General features: G+C 41.0%; 21 protein-coding genes and 2 tRNA genes. 15 read left to right on the forward strand and 8 right to left on the reverse strand.

Translation table 11 applies throughout. The features are described from left to right. Window positions 1–11: 11 nt before the first annotated feature. Entirely contained in the window at window positions 12–956 is a 945-nt protein-coding gene (locus tag M1E86_RS02970; protein ID WP_213913007.1) for a nucleoside hydrolase, read from the reverse strand. Between the two features lie 265 nt (window positions 957–1,221). Between M1E86_RS02970 and M1E86_RS02975 the strand changes: the two genes are divergently transcribed. The 4 genes from M1E86_RS02975 to M1E86_RS02990 all read left to right on the forward strand — a co-directional run bounded on the left by M1E86_RS02975 (window position 1,222) and on the right by M1E86_RS02990 (window position 5,533). Then, window positions 1,222–1,965 (forward strand): helix-turn-helix transcriptional regulator, encoded by a 744-nt coding sequence (locus tag M1E86_RS02975; RefSeq protein ID WP_125891854.1) that lies wholly within the window; start codon window positions 1,222–1,224, stop codon window positions 1,963–1,965. 323 nt (window positions 1,966–2,288) lie between these two features. Beyond that, complete coding sequence (locus M1E86_RS02980; RefSeq protein ID WP_426099244.1) at window positions 2,289–3,593, forward strand: NAD(P)/FAD-dependent oxidoreductase; 1,305 nt, start codon at window positions 2,289–2,291, stop codon at window positions 3,591–3,593. Between the two features lie 49 nt (window positions 3,594–3,642). Beyond that, window positions 3,643–4,011 carry a cupin domain-containing protein gene (locus tag M1E86_RS02985; protein ID WP_094962713.1) on the forward strand — a complete coding sequence of 123 codons (369 nt, stop codon included), beginning with the start codon at window positions 3,643–3,645 and terminating at the stop codon, window positions 4,009–4,011. A gap of 28 nt (window positions 4,012–4,039) precedes the next feature. Then, window positions 4,040–5,533 carry an aldehyde dehydrogenase family protein gene (locus M1E86_RS02990; RefSeq protein ID WP_213913005.1) on the forward strand — a complete coding sequence of 498 codons (1,494 nt, stop codon included), beginning with the start codon at window positions 4,040–4,042 and terminating at the stop codon, window positions 5,531–5,533. A 76-nt stretch (window positions 5,534–5,609) separates the two neighbouring features. On the opposite strand, the gene M1E86_RS02995 is transcribed toward M1E86_RS02990, so the two are convergent. Beyond that, window positions 5,610–6,269: a helix-turn-helix transcriptional regulator gene (locus M1E86_RS02995; protein ID WP_213913004.1), complete on the reverse strand. Its 660-nt coding sequence runs from the start codon at window positions 6,267–6,269 to the stop codon at window positions 5,610–5,612. 398 nt (window positions 6,270–6,667) lie between these two features. Here M1E86_RS02995 and M1E86_RS03000 point away from each other — a divergent pair, with 398 nt between their 5' ends. The 6 genes from M1E86_RS03000 (at window position 6,668) to M1E86_RS03025 (ending at window position 13,101) form a co-directional block, all read left to right on the forward strand. After that, complete coding sequence (locus M1E86_RS03000; RefSeq protein WP_125891857.1) at window positions 6,668–8,158, forward strand: APC family permease; 1,491 nt, start codon at window positions 6,668–6,670, stop codon at window positions 8,156–8,158. Continuing rightward, window positions 8,133–8,747 (forward strand): DUF3156 family protein, encoded by a 615-nt coding sequence (locus tag M1E86_RS03005; RefSeq protein WP_248467578.1) that lies wholly within the window; start codon window positions 8,133–8,135, stop codon window positions 8,745–8,747. The genes M1E86_RS03000 and M1E86_RS03005 overlap by 26 nt, the downstream gene beginning before the upstream one ends. Window positions 8,748–8,805: 58 nt before the next feature. After that, window positions 8,806–10,374: an alpha/beta hydrolase-fold protein gene (locus M1E86_RS03010; protein WP_248467580.1), complete on the forward strand. Its 1,569-nt coding sequence runs from the start codon at window positions 8,806–8,808 to the stop codon at window positions 10,372–10,374. Between the two features lie 181 nt (window positions 10,375–10,555). Further along, entirely contained in the window at window positions 10,556–11,995 is a 1,440-nt protein-coding gene (phoA, locus tag M1E86_RS03015) for an alkaline phosphatase (protein ID WP_213913003.1), read from the forward strand. A gap of 205 nt (window positions 11,996–12,200) precedes the next feature. Then, entirely contained in the window at window positions 12,201–12,728 is a 528-nt protein-coding gene (locus tag M1E86_RS03020; RefSeq protein ID WP_213913002.1) for a GNAT family N-acetyltransferase, read from the forward strand. A 118-nt stretch (window positions 12,729–12,846) separates the two neighbouring features. Further along, entirely contained in the window at window positions 12,847–13,101 is a 255-nt protein-coding gene (locus tag M1E86_RS03025) for a DUF1435 family protein (RefSeq protein WP_125891861.1), read from the forward strand. Window positions 13,102–13,287: 186 nt separating this feature from the next. On the opposite strand, the gene M1E86_RS03030 is transcribed toward M1E86_RS03025, so the two are convergent. The 3 genes from M1E86_RS03030 to rsmC form a co-directional block, all read right to left on the reverse strand. Further along, window positions 13,288–13,373 (reverse strand) — tRNA-Leu (locus M1E86_RS03030). A gap of 48 nt (window positions 13,374–13,421) precedes the next feature. After that, a tRNA-Leu gene (locus M1E86_RS03035) sits at window positions 13,422–13,507 on the reverse strand. 193 nt (window positions 13,508–13,700) lie between these two features. Then, on the reverse strand, window positions 13,701–14,714 hold the full coding sequence (rsmC, locus tag M1E86_RS03040; protein WP_125891862.1) for a 16S rRNA (guanine(1207)-N(2))-methyltransferase RsmC: 1,014 nt from the start codon (window positions 14,712–14,714) through the stop codon (window positions 13,701–13,703). 134 nt (window positions 14,715–14,848) lie between these two features. Here rsmC and M1E86_RS03045 point away from each other — a divergent pair, with 134 nt between their 5' ends. Both M1E86_RS03045 and rimI read left to right on the forward strand, forming a co-directional pair. Continuing rightward, window positions 14,849–15,259 carry a DNA polymerase III subunit psi gene (locus M1E86_RS03045; protein WP_125891863.1) on the forward strand — a complete coding sequence of 137 codons (411 nt, stop codon included), beginning with the start codon at window positions 14,849–14,851 and terminating at the stop codon, window positions 15,257–15,259. Continuing rightward, window positions 15,228–15,677 carry a ribosomal protein S18-alanine N-acetyltransferase gene (gene rimI / locus M1E86_RS03050; protein ID WP_213913001.1) on the forward strand — a complete coding sequence of 150 codons (450 nt, stop codon included), beginning with the start codon at window positions 15,228–15,230 and terminating at the stop codon, window positions 15,675–15,677. Before M1E86_RS03045 ends, rimI begins: the two co-directional genes overlap by 32 nt. Window positions 15,678–15,767: 90 nt before the next feature. Here rimI and M1E86_RS03055 read toward each other — a convergent pair whose 3' ends face one another. Continuing rightward, window positions 15,768–17,327 carry a BCCT family transporter gene (locus M1E86_RS03055; RefSeq protein ID WP_213913000.1) on the reverse strand — a complete coding sequence of 520 codons (1,560 nt, stop codon included), beginning with the start codon at window positions 17,325–17,327 and terminating at the stop codon, window positions 15,768–15,770. 321 nt (window positions 17,328–17,648) lie between these two features. Here M1E86_RS03055 and M1E86_RS03060 point away from each other — a divergent pair, with 321 nt between their 5' ends. The 3 genes from M1E86_RS03060 to M1E86_RS03070 are packed head-to-tail and all read left to right on the forward strand — an operon-like array spanning window position 17,649 to window position 21,231. After that, window positions 17,649–18,776 (forward strand): aromatic ring-hydroxylating oxygenase subunit alpha, encoded by a 1,128-nt coding sequence (locus M1E86_RS03060; RefSeq protein WP_213912999.1) that lies wholly within the window; start codon window positions 17,649–17,651, stop codon window positions 18,774–18,776. Window positions 18,777–18,812: 36 nt separating this feature from the next. Further along, window positions 18,813–20,261 (forward strand): succinate-semialdehyde dehydrogenase, encoded by a 1,449-nt coding sequence (locus M1E86_RS03065; RefSeq protein WP_213912998.1) that lies wholly within the window; start codon window positions 18,813–18,815, stop codon window positions 20,259–20,261. Between the two features lie 16 nt (window positions 20,262–20,277). Continuing rightward, on the forward strand, window positions 20,278–21,231 hold the full coding sequence (locus M1E86_RS03070) for a PDR/VanB family oxidoreductase (protein ID WP_213912997.1): 954 nt from the start codon (window positions 20,278–20,280) through the stop codon (window positions 21,229–21,231). Between the two features lie 45 nt (window positions 21,232–21,276). Here the strand turns inward: M1E86_RS03070 and M1E86_RS03075 are convergent, their stop codons facing one another. Then, window positions 21,277–22,188 carry a helix-turn-helix domain-containing protein gene (locus M1E86_RS03075; RefSeq protein ID WP_125891868.1) on the reverse strand — a complete coding sequence of 304 codons (912 nt, stop codon included), beginning with the start codon at window positions 22,186–22,188 and terminating at the stop codon, window positions 21,277–21,279. A 34-nt stretch (window positions 22,189–22,222) separates the two neighbouring features. Continuing rightward, window positions 22,223–23,137 (reverse strand): LysR substrate-binding domain-containing protein, encoded by a 915-nt coding sequence (locus tag M1E86_RS03080; protein WP_125891869.1) that lies wholly within the window; start codon window positions 23,135–23,137, stop codon window positions 22,223–22,225. Window positions 23,138–23,233 lie beyond the last annotated feature (96 nt).

Below are 23,233 nucleotides of genomic sequence, written 5' to 3' on the forward strand. Positions count from 1 at the left end.
CTTTTTTGTTTCTATTTTTCTAATTGCTTTAGAGAAGCAATGAACATGTCCCATAACAAAGGGTTATTTAACTTTGTAGCGACTTGTGTATGGCATTCTGGTTTAGCGGGGTGGCGGAAGTCAGTCACCGTCATACCCGTTGTTAAAGCGCCTTGCAGTTCGATATCAATCGGAGCTTTAATCGTTTCCATTATGGATGGGTCGATAACATAAGCAACGGCACATAGATCGTGAACAGGAGCATGGTCGGTATAGCCATTACGTCTGCGGTAACCTGCAGTGTAGTAATTTAGGGATTCAACAACAAAATCACTTACAGGTGTGCTTAACGCGGCAATTGTTTCCATTATTTGGTCGTCTGGCCTTGCTTGATGTGTAAGATCTAGTCCAATCATAGTGATAGGCCAAGTTTCATTAAACACAATATGAGCTGCCTCAGGGTCTATAAGGATATTAAATTCAGCGACTGCAGTGCGATTACCGGTATGGTAGCCTCCTCCCATTAATACCACTTCTTTGACTAACTCTACAATTTCAGGTGCTTTTCTTACTGCCAAAGCAATATTTGTAAGCCCTCCAATCGGTACGAGAGTCACCGTTTTAGGGGGGTGTGACTTGAGCGTATCAATAATTAAGTCAACAGCATGGCGTGGATCAATAGGTAGTTTGGGTTCGGGGAGGTGAGTGCCGTCAAGGCCTGTTGTCCCATGAACTTCTGGAGCAGTTTGAATTGTTCTCACAAGTGGTCGAGCGCAACCCGCAGCGATAGGAATATTATTTATACTCGCGAATTCTATAATTGCGCGTGCATTATGGGTGACTTTATCTAAAGTTTGGTTTCCGACGACAGTCGTTACTGCAAGTAATTCTATATTTGAATTGCCTAATGCTAAGAAAATTGCCATTGCATCATCATGGCCAGGGTCACAATCGATAATAATTTTATTTTTAGACATTATTTATCCTTTTCTTAAATTATTCTCCTTTAATTAACATAATATAGGGATAAATTTATTTTTATGTGATGTAAGTTCTATTTTTATGAATGTTAATGTAATGAAATTATTCATCAGGGTAACTAACGAGGAGTGATGTGATTAACATATTAATAACAATCGTGTTGAGTTTATAAAGATAATGTGTTCTTTATGTAGTTTTAAGCAATATAAATGAAACCGCCTAGATGGTTTTTATTAACAAGTTAATGATTGAGGAGGCAGAATGGAGAACTATCTAGAAAGATTACCTGATGTTATTGATTCTGTTGCAACTAATCAGTTTTACCCTAATTTATTATCATGGTTGTCTTCACTTATTGCATTTGATAATGCGATTGTTTACTCCTTTGAAAAAGGATCTCCTCCCCGATTTCTTTCCAAAGTAGAGCGCCGTAATAGCGATAGTATTAACAGAATCTATCAACGAGGTGCTTATTTAATGGACCCATTCTACCAAGAAATCCAAAGAGGGGGGGCTTCCAAAGTGTTAACACTAAAAGAACTCGCGCCTAAAGGATTTTATCATACAGATTATTATCTCAATTTTTATCGTAAAACAGGGTGGTGTGATGAGGCTGGGTTGCTATTAGATATTTCAGATGATAGCCAATTAGGTATTTTTTTTGGTAATGAAAATAGACCTTTTTTCTCGGAAAAATATATGCAGGCACCACTTAAAGATGCTTTCGATATCATTCGTAGTATGGTCAAACTTCATAAAGATGTTTCTCCTTCTTCGGTGTCGAATTACCACCAAAATACAGACATGCAAACACGATTTGGGCTAACACCGAGAGAGTGTGAAGTTGTCGAGTTAATCCTAGCGGGTAAAGGTTCACCACAAATAGCACAGGCACTTTTCATTAGTTTAGGGACAGTGAAAAATCACCGTAAGAATATCTATCAAAAATTGAGTATTAACTCACAGGTTGAATTGTTTAACTTATTAATGAATAGGCTAAGTTAAATGCAATTAATCAATAATATATTGATTTAATAAGGTTTTGTGGGCATTTTCTTTTTTGTTACTATGTTATTTCTTTTGATTTTGTCTAAATAGTTTTAGTGAACTAAAATTAATAAATACGATTGTTAATATAAGAATGATTTTTCAATCTGTTGATTTTTAATGTTTTTTATATTTTATTGTAAATTTTGTTATTATTTAAATATTCTACTTGGCTCACAGTTGTTAACTTTATGTTTCGAATGTCCCTAAAGGGATATGTAATTGTTAATGCAAGGTTAAGATAATCGAGTTATCCAAAGATACTAAATAGGGTATCCATAATGAATAACCAAGTAGAATCATTAACTTACTATGCTGCAACTAAGAAGTATGACTTACGTTTTCCGACGCTAAAGGAAGATCTTGATGTTGATGTGGTGATTATTGGTGGTGGGTTTTCTGGGATCCATACCGCACTAGAGCTGTGTGAGAAAGGGATCACTAATATCGCAATTTTGGAAGGGCGGTATCTTGGTTACGGTGGTTCAGGGCGTAATGGCGGGCAAGTCATGGCAGGCATTGGTCATGACATCGATGCAATTAAAAAATATGTCGGGCCAGAGGGTTTAGAAACGATTTTTAAACTCAGCAATATGGGCGCGGGGATCATGCGTGACCGTATCGCTAAATATGATATTGATGCAGACTTTTGCCGTGGCTACGCATACTTAGGAAGTAATAAGCGCCAAGAAAAGACCTTACGTAGCTGGTTAAAAGACTTCAAATCAGTTGATCCTGATGAGGAAATTGAATTTTACAGTGGTTCAGAACTAAAACAGATTATTGGTTCTGATGCTTATACCTGTGGGATCAAACACATGGGTGGCGGGCATGTTCATTCATTGAACTTATTATTAGGTGAAGCGAAAGCGATTAGTGAAATATATGGCGCTAAAATATTTGAAAATAGCCAAGTATTAAATGTGGAGTATGGTAATACCATCAAAGTTAGAACTGCGATGGGAACTGTTAAAGCACAGAAAATGCTGTGGGCTTGCGATTCATTTTTAAATGGCCTTGAGCCGACGATTTACCCTAAAACGATTAATACTTGCGCATATCAATTAATGACGGAAGAGCTGCCTGATGAATTAATCAAGCAAATTAGCCCAATCCGTGGTGCTTATAGTGATATTCGTCCTGTAATAGATTACTACCGGGTGACGAATGAGAATCGCCTATTATTTGGCAGTTCCACTCATTTTCTTGAATACATTCCATCTGACCTTAAAGCATGGAATCGTAACTTAATGCTAAAAGTCTTTCCTTACCTCAAAGATGTCAAAATTGAATTAGCTTGGGGTGGACCAATGGCATGTAGCGCAAATTTATTTCCACAAATTGGCTCATTACCACAACATAAAAATGTGTTTTATGCACAGGGCTATTCAGGTTTCGGTGTTACGCCTAGCCAAATTGTGTGCAAAGTCCTTGCAGAGGGGATGGTAGAAGGTTCTCATCGTTATGATTTAATGAGTTCCATTCCTCACGCCAATATTATCGGTAAAGATAGCATGCGTAATATAATTGTTTCACTGGCAAAAATAATGCATCAGACATCCGGTTATTGGCAAGGTCGTCGCTAATTCGTTATCCACCTAACTAGTTTATTTAAATCGATTAAAGGTAAAAATTATGATCAGTCCATTATTGTTAAACAAACCACTGCCAGAACTATTAAATATTGGTAGCGTGACAAATTTAGGCTCTGTGGTTGTTGAAGGCGATCCTCAAGCGAGTGTTGCGATGATCCACGGTGAACCAACGGATAATCTAACCTGTGGTATTTTTGCTTGCACTAAAGGTAAGTTCAAAATGGTGTATCCATTTGATGAAATGGCGACAGTCCATGAAGGTTCGGTGAAGTTAACGGATGTGAAAACCGGTGTGACGGTTGAATACCATAAAGGTGATACATGGTTTGCTGCGAAAGGTACCGAAGTTTTATGGGAAATTGATGCACCACGCTTCGTAAAACATTACCTAGCTTGTGTAAATGCCTAATTAGTTTCTATTGAGTGGAGTGATAACAATGAGTGAGTTAACCCTATTACCAGAAGTCAGTGAGTTTTTGAAGCGCCAGCACGGCCATTTTATCAATGGGTTACCGGTTTCTGGCAAGGGCGATACTTTTTTTGATGTTGTTAACCCTGCCACTGAACAGGTTATCGCAAAAGTAAAAGAAGGGACTTTAGCGGAAGTGGATGCCGCAATGGATGCGGCTCATACCGCATTTAAAGGGGTTTGGGCAAATACCACACCAATGGAAAGAGGGAATTGCTTAAACCGCCTTGCTGACCTACTCGAAAAACACCTTGAAGAATTAGCTCAGCTAGAGACGCTATGTTCGGGGAAAACTATTCAGTTATCTCGTTTTCTTGAAGTGGGGTCATCTGCGCAATTTTTACGTTATTTTGCTGGCTGGGCGACAAAAATCAGCGGAGAAACGTTGAATGTTTCATTGCCTTCTTTTAATGGTGAGAAATATTCTGCATTTACCCAGCGTGAACCTGTTGGTGTTGTCGCTGGTATCATTCCTTGGAACTTTTCTATCATGATTTCCATTTGGAAATTAGCCGCGGCTTTAACATGCGGTTGTACGATTGTGTTGAAACCAAGTGAATTTACGCCACTAACCATGCTCAGAGTGGTGGAATTAGCAAAAGAGGCAGGGATCCCTGACGGTGTCATTAATATCGTGAATGGTGGTGGTCGTGAGGTTGGGCCTGCACTGATCCATCATCCACTTTGTTCTAAAGTGACATTTACGGGGTCTGTACCGACTGGGCTGGCGGTAGGGCGCTCAGCGATGGAAGGTAAATTAACCCGAGTCACACTTGAACTTGGTGGGAAAAACGGCGCTGCATTCTTAGCTGACCTCCCGGTTGAAAAAATTGTTAATGGGATTATTGAAGCGGGATATCTAAATCAAGGGCAAATTTGCGCAGCTGCTGAACGGTTCTATATTCCCTCTAAATTAATGGATGAAGTATTAGCGCAACTCAAAACACGTTTGTCTGCGATGAAAGTGGGTTCTCCATTAGATGAAACAACCGAGATGGGGCCGTTGGCCAATAAAGCGCATTATGAAAAAATCTTAGATTTGTTTGAAAAAGCTCGCCTAGATGGCAGTGAAATTATTTATGGTGGCCAGCCAGTTGCAGGCGCTGGGTACTTTGTGCCTCCGACCATCATTCGTGCTAATAGCCCAGATGATGTATTGATGAAAGAAGAAACTTTTGGGCCAATAGGGACTTTCTTGGGCTACGATGATGAAGAAGAACTTATTGAGATGATGAATAGTACTCCGTTTGGTTTAGCGGCGAGTCTATGGACAAATGATCTCAGTAAAGCAATGCGTATGATTTCGCGCATTGAAGCGGGAACGGTATGGGTGAATATGCATACTTTCCTTGACCCCGCCGTGCCATTTGGTGGCGTTAAGTCATCCGGTATTGGTCGTGAATTTGGTAGTGCCTTTATTGAGTATTACACAGAGTTAAAATCTGTCATGGTGCGTTATTAGTGTTCGATTTATATTTAATTAATCCACATTTCCCGGCCATCGTGCCGGGTTTTTTGTATTTTATAGCTACCGTTGCTTATTCGTGGTGAATGATAAACCCTGATGAAACAAGTTCGGTTCGGTTAGTTACATTCGCTTTAGTGAAAATATTACGTAAGTGAGTTTTTACTGTTGATAGCGAAACCCCCAGTAATAATGCAATTCGCTTGTTGCTCGCGCCTTCTCGTACTAAGTGGATAATCTCTTGTTCTTTAGGGGTATAAGCCACTAACGAATCGGGGAGTACATCGAATGTCATTAGTTCAGCGACAGGCAAGATAGCATTTAATCGCATGATTTCTTGCTGGCTAAATGGGCTGTCTCGCAGCACCGAAATCCCCGCAATAATTTTATTTTTACGACGAATAAATATTTCTGCCATATCAGTTATGTCATTCGGCTGCATAAAATCATGGAAAAAAGCCTGATTTTGCTGGCGTATTTCAGGATCCATTCTCACTAAGCGTAAGTCATCACTGCGAAAATGCTCAGGGTGCAAGGGATCAAATTGATGAAAGTAAGCCAGATACTCTTCATGCATTTTGGCCGGGATCCCATGAAGAACATAGTTACCTGGCTGGCAATGATCATTCACGAGGTAATACACCAAAGCAGAAACTGGAATAATATGTGCAATAGTATTTAGGCAGCAATCAATTAATGTTTGTTGATGAGGCTCGAATAATGGTGAAGTCATCATATTCCCTTGTGTACTAATTGAAATATTATCATGCTCCTTAATGCGTTTAACATAAAATAAACATATTAATAACGTGAGGTTGATAACAGTATTTAAAATGGATAAAGACGACGCAAATATTGATTAGTGGCTTTTTGGTATCTTTAGAGTGTTATTTGTTAATATATTAATGAGCTGGTTATTCGCTACATGTTGATATTACATTAATTATTTTTCTTTTCTCTCAGTGTGTGGGTACTTTTCGCGAGTTGTATTTTATTTCCCCCTCCCTCTGGGTATCGTTCTTTAGAACGATAGCAGCCTTCTTAGGGTTATTTCTATAGTGACTATGCAGTTACTTGGTATTTACAAAACATTCACATTCATGGCTGGGTAGAGAGTGAGAGGGATGTAAAATGAATTTATCCTCAAAATTGTCGACACATTTAGAAAAAGGGAAAGTTGGCTTTCCGACCACACTGGCAAGTTCTGCCGGCTTGATTATGGCCAGCCCTGTTATTTTAACTGTTACGAGTGGATTCGGTATTGGTGGCGATACATTCGCCCTAGCGGTGTTATTCAGCTTTATTATGATGCAAGCTCAGCTCACCACGTTTTCGGAGGCTGCGGCTATTCTACCAACCTCAGGATCGGTATATGACTATATATCGTGTGGAATGGGGCGTTTTTGGGCGATAACTGGCGCGCTTTCGGCTTATTTGATTGTGCATGTGTTTGCAGGAACTGCCGAGACCATTCTTTCAGGGATCATGGCGCTCGTTAACTTTGAGCATCTCAATACAGTTCTAGAGACCAGTAATTCATCTTGGATGGTCGGTGTTGGGCTGGTTGTCACGTTTGGTATCTTAAATGCATTTGGTATTGAAGCCTTTGGTAAGGTTGAGGTGGTACTGACATTTGCCATGTGGTCAACATTAGTGATTTTTAGTGTGAGCGGTTTGATGTTGCCGTTTCATGTCGATATGGAAGGCTGGTTTGGGCAGCCACTCAATACCGACCCAACATTGATTCTCAGCTTTGTGGGTATGGCGATGTTCATGTTTGTTGGGTGCGAGTTAGTCACGCCAATGGCGCCTGAAATTAAAAATTCCGCTAAGGTGATCCCTCGCGCAATGACAACGGGCCTATTCTGTGTCGCGCTCTGTATGGTGTTATTCGGTGCAGCGCTAGCGAACCAAGTGGAAAATGTGGTGGTTGACCCGCAGACAGGCACACGTTTATTGGAAACCCCGATGGCAATCCCTGCATTTGCCGAAATTGTTATGGGCGAGTTTGGTAAATACTGGATAGGTATTGCGCTATTACTCGCGGGTGGGGCGACCATCAATACACTCATGGCAGCGGTTCCCCGTATTCTCTATGGAATGGCGCTTGATGGGGCATTACCACGCATCTTTGCTTATTTACATCCACGCTTCAAAACCCCTGTATTCGGCATTTTAGTGGCCGTGATGATCCCGTGTTTGCATGCTTATGCTATTCAAGGCGACCTTGACCGTATCATTCCTTTGGTATTGGCGGCGGTGTGTTCTTGGGGGACGGCTTACTTGCTGGTGACCATTTCAGTGGTTTTATTACGTATCCGCCGTCCTGACTTACATCGTGCCTATCGTTCGCCTTTTTTTCCTATACCGCAAATTATTTCGAGTGTCGGGATTATTTTAGCGATTGTGTACATTACACCACCGGGTATGAATAAGTCGGATGTCTATATTCCCTTTGCCATTATGTTAGGTTTAACAGCAGGATATGCATTAATTTGGACTGTGTTCGTACAGAAAGTTAACCCATTTAAACCTGTAGATGTTGAATCCGTTTTATCAAATTCCTTTGCTGATGAAGAAATGGAAGGAGGCCAACTTGAGCCATTACGTCACCTCGCCTAAACCGTCTTTGCGGACAAGGCTCGGTAAGCTGACTCAGCAACGTTTGCCTGCCGGATATCAAGTAGGATTAACACTTAACTGCGTTGAAAAGGACATGGCACCTTATCCATGTGAGTGGGGAGCACCTGGAGTGCTCCTTGTACAACCTCAACCTGAATTAACCATTGAGGTGACAGAGCGGCCAAGAAAGTTGTTTCTCGCTTTTATTGTGTATAGCCGTTTTGCGGTGTCAGGCCAATGTGCAGATAATATCAATGCAAAAATTGAAGTAAAAACCCGTGGAAGTATAAAGAAAAAACATATCCATTTCGCCTCAAAACAAATGGATGGGCAGAAGGTTATTGAATGGCTGAATGAATACCCCATTATTAGACAAACATTAGAAGAGCTGGAATTTAATCATTGCGAGATAGCGTTTAGCCACGGTCGTTGGCGCTGTGAAATTGAGCCTTACACCGCATCAGAAATGGTAAGTCGTATTCCTGCGACTCGCCGTTATTTGAGATTAGTACAAAAACAACGCTATTATTTATTGAGTGCGCTGCAGTTAATTAACCAACTGATGGAAAAACGTGCTGTGAGCCATTGAGTTTAAAAGAGTTTTTTGATAGTAATAATTATTATCAATTGACTCATTGGAATTCGATGTGAAATCTTTGCCTCTTTTAGGTTGTATGTTGTTTTCTTCTACGGTAATGGCAACACACACTGACTGCACGCGTTTATCTGAGCTTTCCTTTGCTGAAGGGGTGCATGATAGTGAGGGTCATAGTTGCTTATCTTTTGAAGTATCACAGCAAGATTTTATAAAACAACGTGGTGAAGGCCTTTCCAAGGTCCTGTTATTGAATTCCAATAAACAGCCAGTGCGTGCATTGCAAGAGTATGGCTCGGTACAAGAACCCCATAGTGCGGATTATGTCGTATCAAAAAATGGGGTTTATTATCTTGCATTGAATGGTGAGCCGGGTAAACCTTGGCAATTAAAGTTTGATGTTAGCCCATACCAGCCTTTAGTCATTAAAAAGGAGAATGAACCCGTTAGCCCCAAGCTACAAAGTTTACTTGATGAACATTACCAAAAAGGGGATACAAGCGCATTTTGGCAAGCTGTCACCGCGCAAGGCACGCCATTGGTTGAAGATTTTTCAAATAGACAAAAACGGGTGACATTCCTTTGGCGTGGCGCGAAAGCAAATGCTTATATTCTAGGGGCACCATCTGGTAATCACGAAAGAATGGCTCACTTGGCGGGAACGGATATTTGGTATCGCTCTTTTATCATTCCTAATGATACGTTATCGCAATATAAAATTGCACCGGATATTCCTTCAGTGCCTGAAGGCGGTTTTGCTCAACGTAAGGCGATTTTAGTCACTGCGCAGTCTGATCCCTATAATTCACACGTTATTCCTTCTCTGAGCATAGATAAATATAACCGTTTTTCATTGTTATCATTGGTACCGAATATACGCCAATGTCATTTCTCTGATGTAGCAAACTGGCAGGTTAAAGGCCGTTTAGAAACATTTGTGTTAACGAGTGAAGTGCTAAAAAATGAAAGAAAAATAACGGTTTATCGGCCTAATATACCAATGGAAATCCCTGGGTTATTGGTGCTATTGGATGGGCAAATTTACTTGCAAAACTATCAAATGGATAAATTCTTTGATAAGTGGATGGCGCAGGGGAGTTTCCCAGCGATGAACATTGTGTTTGTCGATAGCATCAATTCAGCGCGCCGTGGCGATGAACTTCCTCCTAATGATGCGTTTCCTCAGTTGCTGGCGGATGAACTCATGCCTGAATTAGCGAAAATGGGAATTCAAGCACCAGCAAGCCATACGATTATTGCAGGTTCCAGTTATGGAGGGCTTGGGGCGACATGGAATGCGTTACAGCATCCTGAAATTTTTGGTAATGTTATTAGTATGTCAGGATCTTATTGGTGGGCTCCAAAAGATAAAGACCCTGAGTGGTTGATCCGTGAAATCGAAATCATGCCAACGCAACCGATCCGTTTTTTCCTTGAGGCTGGCTTATTCGAACAACGCGGTAGTTGGGGGGGAATTATTCAAAACCACTATCGGTTATTCGATGTTTTAAAACATAAAAATTATCAAGTTGATGCCATTGAGCTCCCTAGTGGGCACGACTACGTTTCTTGGTGTGAAACACTTTATGAGGGAACAAATCAACTTGTATCACAATGGTAAATCGCCATAACGCTAATTCACAAAAAGCAGCTGATATTTAGCTGCTTTTTCACATTTATGACAAACGTCTTCATTTCGCCATAAAAGCGTCATTCAACTGTCATCTGGCTCCTTTAGCATGCCTGTCATTATTTGAAATACACATTTTCTCTTTTCATTATTGATTGGCAAGGAAACTGTTATGACTGGTAATTTTATGAAATCCCTTTTAGCTGTCACGGTAAGTACTTTAATTTTAGGGAGTACAGTCCCTGCCTATGCAGCTGATAAAAATGATGCAGTGTCAGAAAATCGTGCCGCGCAAGGCGACATCACCAAATTTGGTGGTGCGCGTCGTTTAGCGACAGAACAAACTGATATCATGAAAGCAGCACTTCACAATGGCCAAGCCAAAAATGTGATCCTATTTATTGGTGATGGTATGGGTGACTCTGAGATAACCGTTGCTCGTAACTATGCAGAAGGCGCTTCAGGGTTCTTTAAAGGTATTGATGCCCTGCCAATCACTGGCCAATATACCCATTATGCGTTAGATAAAAAAACACAAAAACCTGACTATGTGACTGACTCTGCCGCATCTGCCACGGCGTGGTCTTCCGGTGTGAAAACCTACAATGGCGCATTGGGGATTGATGTATTTGGTAACGACCATGAAACATTAATTGAGATAGCTAAACGTAATGGTAAAGCGACGGGGAACGTCACGACTTCCGAGATCCAAGATGCAACACCTGCTGCACAGTTTTCGCATGTCAGTGCGCGTAAATGTTATGGCCCTGAGGAAACAACAGAAAAATGTGCGGCTAACGCGCTAGAAAATGGCGGTCGTGGTTCAATTTCAGAGCAACTGTTGGTAACTCGCCCTGATGTCACCCTTGGTGGTGGTGCTAAGAGCTTCAAGCAAGAAGCAAAGGCGGGTGACTACAAAGGTAAAACGTTGGAACAACAGGCAATTGAGCGTGGGTACAATATTGTACGTGATGCGAAGTCATTAGATAGCATTACAGTTGCAAATCAAGATAAACCTGTCCTGGGCTTATTCCATGATGGCAACATGACTGTTGCATGGGAAGGCCCGAAAGCGGTTCATTACGGTAATATCAACAATGCGCCGTTAGAATGTAAACCGAATGCTAAGTTAGACCCGAATGCACCAACATTAGCTCAAATGACGAAAAAAGCGATTGAGCTGTTAGAAGTCAATCCAAATGGTTTCTTCTTACAGGTGGAAAGCGCTTCTATCGATAAGCAAGATCATAAAGCAAACCCATGTGGCCAAATTGGTGAAACAGTTGCTCTCGACCAAGCGGTACAAGTCGGCTTAGATTTCGCTAAAAAGCATGGTGATACATTAGTTATCGTGACTGCTGACCATTCACATTCAAGCCAAATTATACCAGAAGGCACAAAATCAACGGGCTTAACGCAAGCGTTGATTACGAAAGACGGCTCCGTGATGGTCGTGAATTACGGTAACTCTGAAGAAGATGATTCTCAAGAGCACACTGGTGCTCAGTTACGTGTGGCGGCTTATGGCCCACATGCGGCAAACGTAATGGGTCTAACTGACCAAACTGATTTGTTCTTTACCATGCGCGATGCAATGGGATTGAAGCAATAAACCAACCCTGTAGTAAAAATTCTCCGCGATAGGATGTCGCGGGGGATTTTTTTATTTATGGCTCTTTTTCTCCTTATCTTTCAACCATTCCTCAATCAAATTATTAAATATTTGCACTTCTTTTTTTATTCGTTATCTTGAAAACTGATTTATTAGATAACAATAAATGTGCTTATTCATAGGCACAAATAATGAGAGTGACATAATGAGAGAAGTTCGCGAACTGCAACGAGAGGAAATTCCATCTGTTTGGTCTATCGACCGCACTGAATTAATTGAAAACCTTTATCTATATCAAAATGGCGAGTTGGTGCTATCCAAACAACGGTTTGATATGAAAGGTTGGCCAGAAGGTGAGCCTGAAGCCTATACCCCCCATTTGTTGGAAAGTTATGACCAAGGTGCGGTATTTCTTGGGGTTTTTGAGCTGGGCAAGTTAATTGCTGCTGCAAGTTTAGATAATGTGTGGCGGGGAGAGCAAAAAGATTTATTGCAATTATCTTTTTTGCATGTGAGCCACGCGTACCGTGGAGAAGGTTTGGCAGGAATGTTATTCCAACACTGTGTTGAAATGGCGATACAAAAAGGGGCAAAAGGCTTATATATTTCTGCGACGCCTTCAGAAAATACCGTGCATTTTTATCAACATCTAGGCTGTACTTTAATTGCACAACCTGACCCTGAATTATTTGCATTAGAGCCTGAAGATATTCACTTTATTTATCTATTTTAGTGAGTTTTTATTTTGTAAAATAAGTGTTAATTTATAGGAGGGTGGAATAAAAAAGCATTGAAATTTACTAAAAACTAGATATGATTGATAATCATTATCATTTAAGGGTGAGATCACTATGCCAACTAGCATATCAAAAACCACAGGTTTAAAGCGTATAGGCGCTGGCCTTTGGGGTGTCTTTGCTGTGATATTGTTGAGCATTGCTTACGTACTCAATAATATGGGCTTGGATAATATAAAAATCATTATGATTGTCATGATGGTCGCAACCGCAGGGATGTTGTTCAACCGTGGTTCTCGCCGCTTATTGATTATCCCCGCTGTGATTTCGCTCGCATGTTTTCTGATGGCCTTTGTACTACAAAGGTAGCTTTATAATTTAATAATTAAATAGAACAGAAGAAAGTGGTATCGAAAGATATTGATAATTAAAGGTATTCAATATAGCGGTTTATTTAAATGATTTACTATTGTTTTATAGTAAATAGGCAAATAAGACAGCATTAGTAGTACAGGAAAGGCCGAATGGGCAGGATATTATAAAATGACTGACCAGTGGTGCGAAAGGGGGGACTTGAACCCCCACGTCCGAAGGACACTAACACCTGAAGCTAGCGCGTCTACCAATTCCGCCACCCTCGCAATACTGTCTCGTCAATACTACATATTGTGTTTTGTACAAAGTTTTAGTGGTGCGAAAGGGGGGACTTGAACCCCCACGTCCATAGGACACTAACACCTGAAGCTAGCGCGTCTACCAATTCCGCCACCCTCGCAATACCTAACTAAACTTTGGCCATCAATGCCTTTCACCAGCAATAATGTGGTGCGGATTTTAGGCTAATTTCGACGAACGTCAATAATTTTTTTATGAAGTATTTTTTGATTGATGAAAAAATGGCCGGTGATGGGTCACTGGCCATTGAGCAGGACGAAAAATTGTATTTTAGTCTAATTTGGATGAGTGAATTAGCGTTTAACTGCTTGGTAAACCTTAAATTTCCCCGTTTTGGCGAGTACTTCATGGCTACCAAATGCTTTATCGAGTAAATCAGGATACGGTAAGAAAGCATTCGCGACGATCCGCAAGCGGCCCCCTTTTTTCAGGTATTTAGGGGCTTGATAAATCATATTTTCAACCGCTCGATAACTGGTGTTTAGGCCATCATGGAATGGTGGGTTAGAAATAATCCAATCAAACTTATCGTTAATATCTGAGTAGGCGTCACTAGCGATGACTTTACCAGTCAGTTTATTGGCTTCAAGAGTGGATGCTGCGGAATCTAGTGCAGACGCACTGACATCACTTAAGGTAAGTTTGATCTCTGGATTTTGTGAGCCGATCACCGCGGCAATCACCCCGTTACCGCAAGCGAGATCAAGCAGATCACCACTCATTGGATCGGTTAATGTTGATAATAGTAGGTCACTACCGATATCAAGCTCATTATGGCTAAATACCCCTGGCAGTGCGTTAATTCTAACATTATCAATCTGATAATGACGCCACCAGCGAGCAATATCAAAGGTTGTCGGTTGTTCTAATTCACCATAGTACAAGCCACAGCGGCGTGCTGAGTCAATTTTTTGTAAGCTAGCGATCCCTTCCATAATGGATTCGGCGCTTTTAACACCACTGCGATTCTCACCGACGATAAAAATTTGGCTACCCGCAGCAAGATGAGTACAAAGGTCATCGAGCTGGAAACAGGCTTCTTGCTTGTTTTTTTGCCAAAAATAAATGAGAGTATCGCAAGGCTGGATAAATTCCGCGGGCGTAGTGGCAGAGAATAACGCCATATCTCCCATTAACGGCTGTAAACGCTGCCAGTGGTGATACTGGTTGGTGATGACACGAACACTAGCCGCTTCTAAGGTTGCAGCGAGCTCATCCTGAATGTCACCGGCCAAAATGACATGACGATCTGTAAAATGTTCGAGATGGCGTTGAATAACTTCGCTGGCAGGTGTCAGTAATGACATATTCTGTCAATCTCCTAAAATAATAAAAAAAACCGATGACATCTTACCAAAGATAAGAGAAATAGCATTGCTCTGTTGGCGCTATTGATCCCCTTTGATAAGATGTGGTTGTAAAATTGCGACTGGAAAATCAAATGACACGACGTGACAGGCTTTTAGAACAACTGGGGATCACTCAATGGATGGTGAGAAATCCTGCCGTGTTACGTGGTGAGCGTGGTGTGAGGATCCCAGCGTCGACTAAGCTTATTATTATTACTGATGAGAACCTTGATTTAAATAGCCAATTGCTAAAAGATATTTTTCTTTCCATGAATATTGCACAGGATGATGTGGTTTGTGTAAATTCAGAGCAATTAGGTTTAATCCCAACACCAATAATAACACCATGTTGGGTATTAGGTGATGAAATTCAGCCTGAAGGTTCAAAAATCATATTTACTTCACCTGTTTTGTCTGAGCTAAGTACAAGCTGTAGCGCTAAACAGGCACTATGGAAACAAATTTATCAATATGATGAAAATTTCAACACTAAAGCAATCTGATCTCGCGACTGCGTACTTAATTGAGAAATTGAGCCATGATTTTCCATGGACTGAGCGTGTTTTTTATGGGAACCAAGGGGAAAAGTACCATAACATAAAAATATCTGTTAATAATCAAATTGTTGGTTATGCAATAACACAGTATGTTCTTGATGAAGCGACCTTATTTAATATTGCCATACACCCTGATTACCAAGGGAAAGGCTATGGCCGCTTGTTGTTAGAACAGCTCATTGAAGAACTCGTAAAGAAAGGCATTCTCACGTTATGGCTAGAGGTTAGGGAATCAAATGCATCTGCTTTGCATCTATATGATAAGCTGGGTTTTCACCAAGTGACGGTACGTAAAGATTACTATCCAGCTAAAAAAGGTAGAGAAGATGCTTTAGTTCTTGCTTTGACGCTATTTTCTGATTAATAAATTTAAGTAACAAATAATTTATTACTAATATAGTTAAAACCCCAATATGCGTCATAACATATTGGGGTTTTGTGTTTTTATGGACGACTATTTTTCAATTTCAGGAAGAATAGGTTTATTCATTATTTTGATATTATCTTTTAACGCTTTTTTTTCCGCAGCTTCTGCGTTAACTTCTTCATTGAGCCCTTTATATGTGGAATAACACATAATGAGCATCATGATGGATAGTGGTACTGCCATGGCGACCAGTGCGGATTGCAAACCGGATAATCCACCAGTCATAATTAGCACAATCGCGATTGCCGCAATAATGACTCCCCAAATGGTTTTCGTGACATGAGAAGGATTTGGGTTGCCATTTTCGCTGACCATTCCCAGCACAAATACCGCTGAGTTAGCTGATGTGATAAAGAAAATCAGCACCAAAACAATCGCCAAGACACTAATAAATGTTGATGCAGGGAAATAGTCTAAGAACTTAAATAATGCGGATGTTACATCCGTTTTTACAGCATCGGCTAGTGCTGTTTGGCCGAGATTTTGAATAATATGGATTGCTGATCCACCCATTACCGCAAACCAAGTAAAAGCACTTAATACAGGGATAAATACTGCGCCAATCATAAATTCTTTAATTGTTCTTCCTTTTGATATACGCGCTACAAAGCTACCCACTAATGGTGCCCATGCTATCCACCAGCCAAAGTAAAACAGTGTCCAGTTAGCAATCCAAGTGCCGTCATTATAGGGCTCAGTGCGAAATGACATACTGACAAAATTTTGGACGTAGTCACCAATACCTTGGAATAACACTTTTAAGATAGTTTGGGTTGGGCCAGATAAAAATATAAATGCCATCAATCCTAGGGCAAGTATGATATTTAAGTTTGATAGGTACTTTATCGCCCCTTGTAATCCAGAGATCGTCGAAGCAACATAAACAACGGTAATTATTGCGATCAATCCAACTTGTACATAAATACTAATAGGCAGTCCCCATAAGTAATTCATACCACTGTTAACTTGTAGTGTACCGAAGCCTAATGATGTGGCGATACCAATGACGACAGATAACATCACCAATATATTGATCCACTTCCCGACAGAGCCGTAAATCCGATCCCCGATTAAGGGATAAAAAACCGAGCTGAGTGAGGATGGTAGCTTTTTTCTAAATTGGAAATAGGCTAAAGCCACACCGACGAGCGCATAACATGCCCATGCGGAAACCCCCCAGTGCAGATAGACATATTGCATCGCTGCTTTGGCTGACTGTTCTGTTAAGCCTTGCCCAACGGGTGGGCTGATATAATAGGAAACTGGCTCTGCCACCCCCCAGAACATCAAGCTAATCCCAATCGAGGCACTGAATAACATCGCAATCCAAGTGACCGTGCTGTATTCCGGTTTGTCATTGTCATCGCCGAGGCGTATGTGACCAAATTTGGAAAAACCGAGAAACATACAGAAGCTGAAAAAGATAAAAACGGAACCTAGGATAAACCAACCTAGATTGTTATAGATAAAACTTAAGGCGGAATGTGAAAATGCTTCCAGTTTATCAGGAATAAATGCACCAAAACTGATTAACGCCAGACTAAAGGCTAGCGACACGTAAAATACGGATTTTTTGTGATTCATCATACCTCTTCTCCAGTTGCTCACTTATTTTTTGTTTTATGAGAGTTGGCTTGCAGGGAATACTCGTTTTGTTTTCAAGGGTACTTTTTTATTAATTGCTACTTTCGGTTTACAGAGAATAGCCATGCAAATATTGTGTAGTTAACAAGTAATTAACTAATTATTAACAGTTGAGATAATTGTAATGCATCTAACTTGTTGTTGTATATGTATTAAATGTTTTTGATTGAATTTTTATCAATATTTAGTTTGATCATTAATGGGATCTGCATTAACATTCTTAAAAAAGATGTTAACTATAAGTTTACGTAAGTGAGGGCAATTATGAGCAATGCAGCTAAAGTCATTTCGATTAATGATCACCTTGATATTGATAACGCATGGACAATCCCTGCACGTTATTACACGTCTAATGATATTTTTGAGTATGAAAAAGAAAAAATATTCGCTAACTCATGGGTTTGTGTCGCGCATATCAGTGAAGTAAAAGAAAAAAACTCCTATATCACTCGTGAGCTCATTGGCGAAAGCCTTGTGATTGTTCGTGGTCGTGATGATGTATTACGTGGTTTTTATAATGTATGTCCACACCGTGGACACCAGTTAATTAGCGGTGAAAGTGGCAAAGTCAAAAATGTGATTACTTGTCCTTACCATGCATGGGCATTCAAGTTAGATGGCCAATTAGCACATGCGACTAATTGTGAAAATGTGAACAATTTTGAAGCTGATGCAATGACATTAAGTAGCTTCCATGTTACTGAACATGCAGGGTTTATTTATGTAAATATGACCGTAGGCGAACCGCAACCTATTGAAGAGCAACTTCCAGGTCTAGCGGAAAAAATGCAAGAAGCTTGTGCAGTAATTAGCGACTTAAAATTGGCCGCTCGGTTTGTTAGCCATACACCAGCCAATTGGAAAACTATCGTTGATAACTATATTGAATGCTATCACTGCCCAACCAACCATGTGAGCTTCGCAAGCTCTGTGGATGTCAACGTATACGAACACCAATTATTGGATAATTGGACTGTTCAAATTGGTAAGGCAAAACCTTCCGAGTCCTCCTATCAATTTGATGAATCTGTTTTAGATCCGCGTTTCTTTGGTTTTTGGATTTGGCCTAGCACCATGTTCAATATGCCTCCAGGCGGCGATTTCATGACGGTCATTTATGAGTTTCCTGTGAGCGCAGGGGAAACCTTGCAGCACTATGATATTTATTTTCTCAATGAAGAGTTGACTGAATATCAGAAAAACTTAGTGGAATGGTATCGCACGGTATTCCGTCCAGAAGATTTACGGTTAGTAGAAAGTGTACAAAAAGGGTTGAGATCGCGTGGTTACCGAGGCCAAGGCCGTATCATGGCTGACAGGCAGCGCAGTGGGATTAGTGAACATGGCGTTGCGCATTTCCATAAAATCATCGCTGGCGCGCACACTGAGTAATTACGTTAACCATAAAAATAAAAGGAGAAGTCACAAATGCATCATTTAACTCACCCTGCACTATTTCGTCAGTCATGTTATATCAATGGGCAATGGGTTGATTCAGACAATAAAATCCCTGTGACTAATCCTTTTGATCAATCTGTGCTGGGAACGATCCCCAGTCTGTCGGCCACACAAGTAGATGGGGCGATTGAATCTGCACATTCTGCGATGGAAGGTTGGAGTAAGCAGACGGCGAAAGCACGTTCTATTATTTTACGCCGCTGGTTTGAGTTGATTGAAGCCCATGTTGACGATCTCGGGCGTTTAATGACTCTTGAACAAGGTAAGCCACTGCATGAGGCAAAAGGTGAAATTCGTTATGCCGCGTCATTTATTGAATGGTTTGCGGAAGAGGGAAAACGTGTTTATGGGGAAACCATTCCTCAAACAGTGGGTAGTAACCGCCTTTCGACAATCAAGCAACCCATTGGTGTTTGTAGTGCGATTACCCCGTGGAATTTTCCCGCAGCGATGATCACCCGTAAAGCGGCTCCAGCACTGGCTGCGGGTTGTAGTATTGTTATCAAGCCCGCGACAGAAACGCCTTTTACGGCGCTTGCATTAGCGCAGCTGGCGGATGAAGCCGGTATTCCTGCTGGGATATTCAACGTCATTACTGGGGACTCTCGTGTTCTTGGAGAACGTCTAACTAAACATGCGCTTATCAGTAAATTTTCGTTTACTGGTTCAACACAAGTTGGCCGAATATTGTCCGAGCAGTGCGCATCAACAATTAAGAAAACCTCACTCGAATTGGGGGGGAACGCGCCTTTTATTGTCTTTGATGATGCGGATATTGATAAAGCGGTAAAGAGTGCGGTTCAAGCGAAATTCCGTAATGGTGGGCAAACTTGTGTTTGTGTGAACCGTTTTTATGTTCAAGATGCGGTTTTCGATGAATTTCAGACCAAGTTCGTTGCTGAAGTCGCCAAATTGCAAGTCGGTAATGGTCTTGATGCCAGTACCGACATTGGGCCGATGATCACAACACGTGCTATCGATGGGATGAATGAGTTATTGCAAGATGCATTAGCGAAAGGCGCTCGCCAATTAACCTTAGGGAATGAAGTCACTGAGTGTGGCAATTTCTTTAATCCCAAAGTCCTTGTTGATGTTGATGACTCAATGAAGATTGTTCATGAGGAAATATTTGGTCCCATTGCAACATTGATTCGTTTTAGTGATGAAAATGAAGTGATTACTCGCGCCAACAATACGATTTATGGCTTAGCGGCTTATTTCTTTTCTCGTGATGTAGGTCGTGTATATCGTGTAGCTGAAAAGCTACAAAGTGGCATGGTCGGTATCAATACAGGCTTAATTTCTAATGAAGTTGCTCCCTTTGGTGGCGTGAAACAATCAGGTTTAGGAAAAGAAGGCTCTCGATATGGTATTGAGGATTATTTAAGTACTAAGTATCTGTGTTTAGATATTGAATAATAAGAGAGGCACTGTGATGAACCAACAAAAAATTGCAGTCAATATTAGTCGAATTGAGCAAATTAGCCCAAATATTAAAATGTTTGAATTCGTCGCGCAAGATGGTGCTTTTGTGCCTTTTAGTGCAGGTAGCCACGTTACCGTTCACATGGATGGGCAGACTGGTTTACAACGCGCTTATTCGTTAATCAGTGATCCACAGCAGTGTGGCAGTTATTGCATCTCTGTATTGCGTGATGAAAATTCGAAAGGCGGCTCTGCATTTATGCATGAGCAGCTATCGCCAGGGGATAGTTTGTACCTGTCCCCAGCGCAGAATTTTTTCTCGTTGGCACCGGATAACCAATGTAAGCATATTTTGATCGCTGGCGGGATTGGGATCACGCCTTTTCTCTCTTATCTCTATGAATTAGAAGAAAATGGAATGGATTTTGAGCTCCATTACTGTTTTCGTGATAGTGCAACAGCGGCATTTCTTGAACATTTGCAACAGCGTATTGGTTCTCGTTTATTTCTCTATGACGGCAGCCAAGGGCAACGAATGTCTGTTGAACAGCTGGTTCAAGCACAAGCGAGGAATAGCCATCTGTATGTATGTGGTCCCCAATCATTAATTAATGAGGTGATTGAAAAGGGTCATCAGCACCTTGGTGAATCACAGGTTCATTTTGAAAATTTTGGGGAAGTTGCCAGCGAAGGGGATTCATTTGAGGTCTATTTTCAACGTTCAGGCTTTAGTTTGGAAATCGGTAAAGATGAGTCTATTTTGCAGGTAATCGAAGCAGATAAGCGCATTAACGTGGAATGTTTATGCCGTAATGGGGTTTGTGGAACCTGCGAAACGGCAATACTTGAGGGAGAGGCTGATCATCGTGACCACTACCTCGATGATGATGAAAAAGCTGAGCAAAAAACCATGATGTTGTGTGTTTCGCGAGCTAAATCTAAACGGTTAGTCCTTGATTTATAATTAAATTTGCCCCGCTTAGACCACAAGTGGGGCAGAATACCTGTTTTAAATATCGTTTAATTCAAACATTAAAAAAGGCTGTTTTTCATCATTCAAGTGTTGATAAGCAGTAATTTGCTTGTCTTGAAATACGATTTGCCCCCGCCCAGTCCGAAAGACTTCATCTAACCATGGCTTATGGTTGATCACTAATTGATATAATAAACGTTGTAGTTCAAGGTAATCTATTTCTGTCGATTGATTGTGTAAGTTGCTGGCTAATATTTCGCCTGCTTTATCTGTGAATACGACTAAGTGATTGAAATGAGATAATAAAACATCAAAATAGCATTTTATTTTACGCAGGCGCAGTTCAGTATTTTTACGTTCCGTGTTGTCTAAGCTGATCCCAACCAGTTTTGTCACTTTGCCATTAGGGCCTTTGACTCCTGTGGCCCGGGATGTGATCCAACGGTAATCGCCTTCCCAGTTAATTTTAAAATCCATTTCATGGGCACCCCCTTCACGGATAATTTTGGAATATCCATTAACCAACTTTTCCTTGGAGTCATGGCTCATTAAGGCCCAGAAATCTTCATTACTGGTGATTTTGATGCCATATACGGCCTCAACGTTATCGGAGTAGTTCAATTCCCCCGTTAATAAGTCCCACTCCCAGGTCACGATGTCTGCGGATTCTTGAAGATGGACTTCATTGATATTGCGCATGACGCCTGAATGGCTAACAGTGATTTGGTTATTGGTATATTCACCGTATTTCAACCATATCTTGTCGACATCCAATAACGTGGCGAGCTTTTCAAGATTATCTTCATCAATCATGCCGCCTTTCGTCCACTTGTTGACTGCCGTTCGGGAAACACCAAGGGCTTCAGCTGCCTTTAATTGACTCATTTTTTTCTGTTTTAGCAATTTCAACAAACGTTCTTTGAATGTTTCTGTCTCTGTTTCTGCCATCAATTCATGTTTACCTTATAACTTATGGAGTTAACTAAAAGCCATGTGATAAGTGAGTCGCAAGGTATTGCTCTAGATTTTCGATAAAGACTCTAAGATTAGCACTCGTTCGGAGACTTCTCGAATATACAGCATAAACATCCGCGGTTTGATGCCATTGCGGTAATACTCGCACTAATTGGCCAGACTGCAACTCAGGCAGCACACTCCATTGGGAGCGCAATAAGATACCTTCGCCACTCAAGCACCACTGCTTGGCGACTTCACCATTATTGACGGTTAATTTGCTATTGGGGGTGACCGTCATACTTTCTTGCTGGTGTTCAAGCTTCCATACCGCGGGGGCTTGATTACGTTCTTTAATCGCAATACAAAAGTGCTTTTGTTCCAGTTCTTGTGGATATTTTGGGTAGCCGTGTGTTGCTAAGTAGCTCGGTGAAGCGCACAGGATACGTTGGTTTTGTGCTATCCGCCTAGCAATAAATTGCTCAGCTATCGTACCGCCAATACAGATATCAACATCAATGTTTTCACTAATAATATCGACAGACTTATCGGTTAAAGTGAGGTCAATGCCTAATAAAGGGTAACTTCCCCGCAATGTCAGTATAAACGGGTTAATATAAGCACTGCCAAACCCAGTGCTGCAGCTGATACGCAGAGAGCCGCGGATCTCTTCGCGACAGGCGTTGAGTTGCTGTTGCATCTGTTCCAACTCAGTTAGCATCACTTCACTGCTACGTAAAATAATTTGCCCTTCATGAGTGAGCTTAATTGCGCGAGCGGTTCTAAAAAATAAAGTTTGTCCTAAATTTTCTTCTAGCAACTTAATGCGTTTAGAAACATAAGCTGGGGATACCAACAGCTGTGAAGCGGCTTGAGAGAAACTCATCAAACGGGCAACCGTGACAAAAACCCGGATATCCTCTAACGAAGGAAGTTTGTTCATAGTTTGTAAACCTAAGGATTACACTTCATATCTATACTTTATCACAGCAACCCCTAAACTGGAGAACAAACAGACATAATTCAATTATCAGAGGTT

The sequence above is a fragment of the Providencia sp. PROV200 genome, assembly GCF_049901995.1.
GTDB classification, from domain to species: Bacteria; Pseudomonadota; Gammaproteobacteria; order Enterobacterales; family Enterobacteriaceae; genus Providencia; species Providencia rettgeri_E.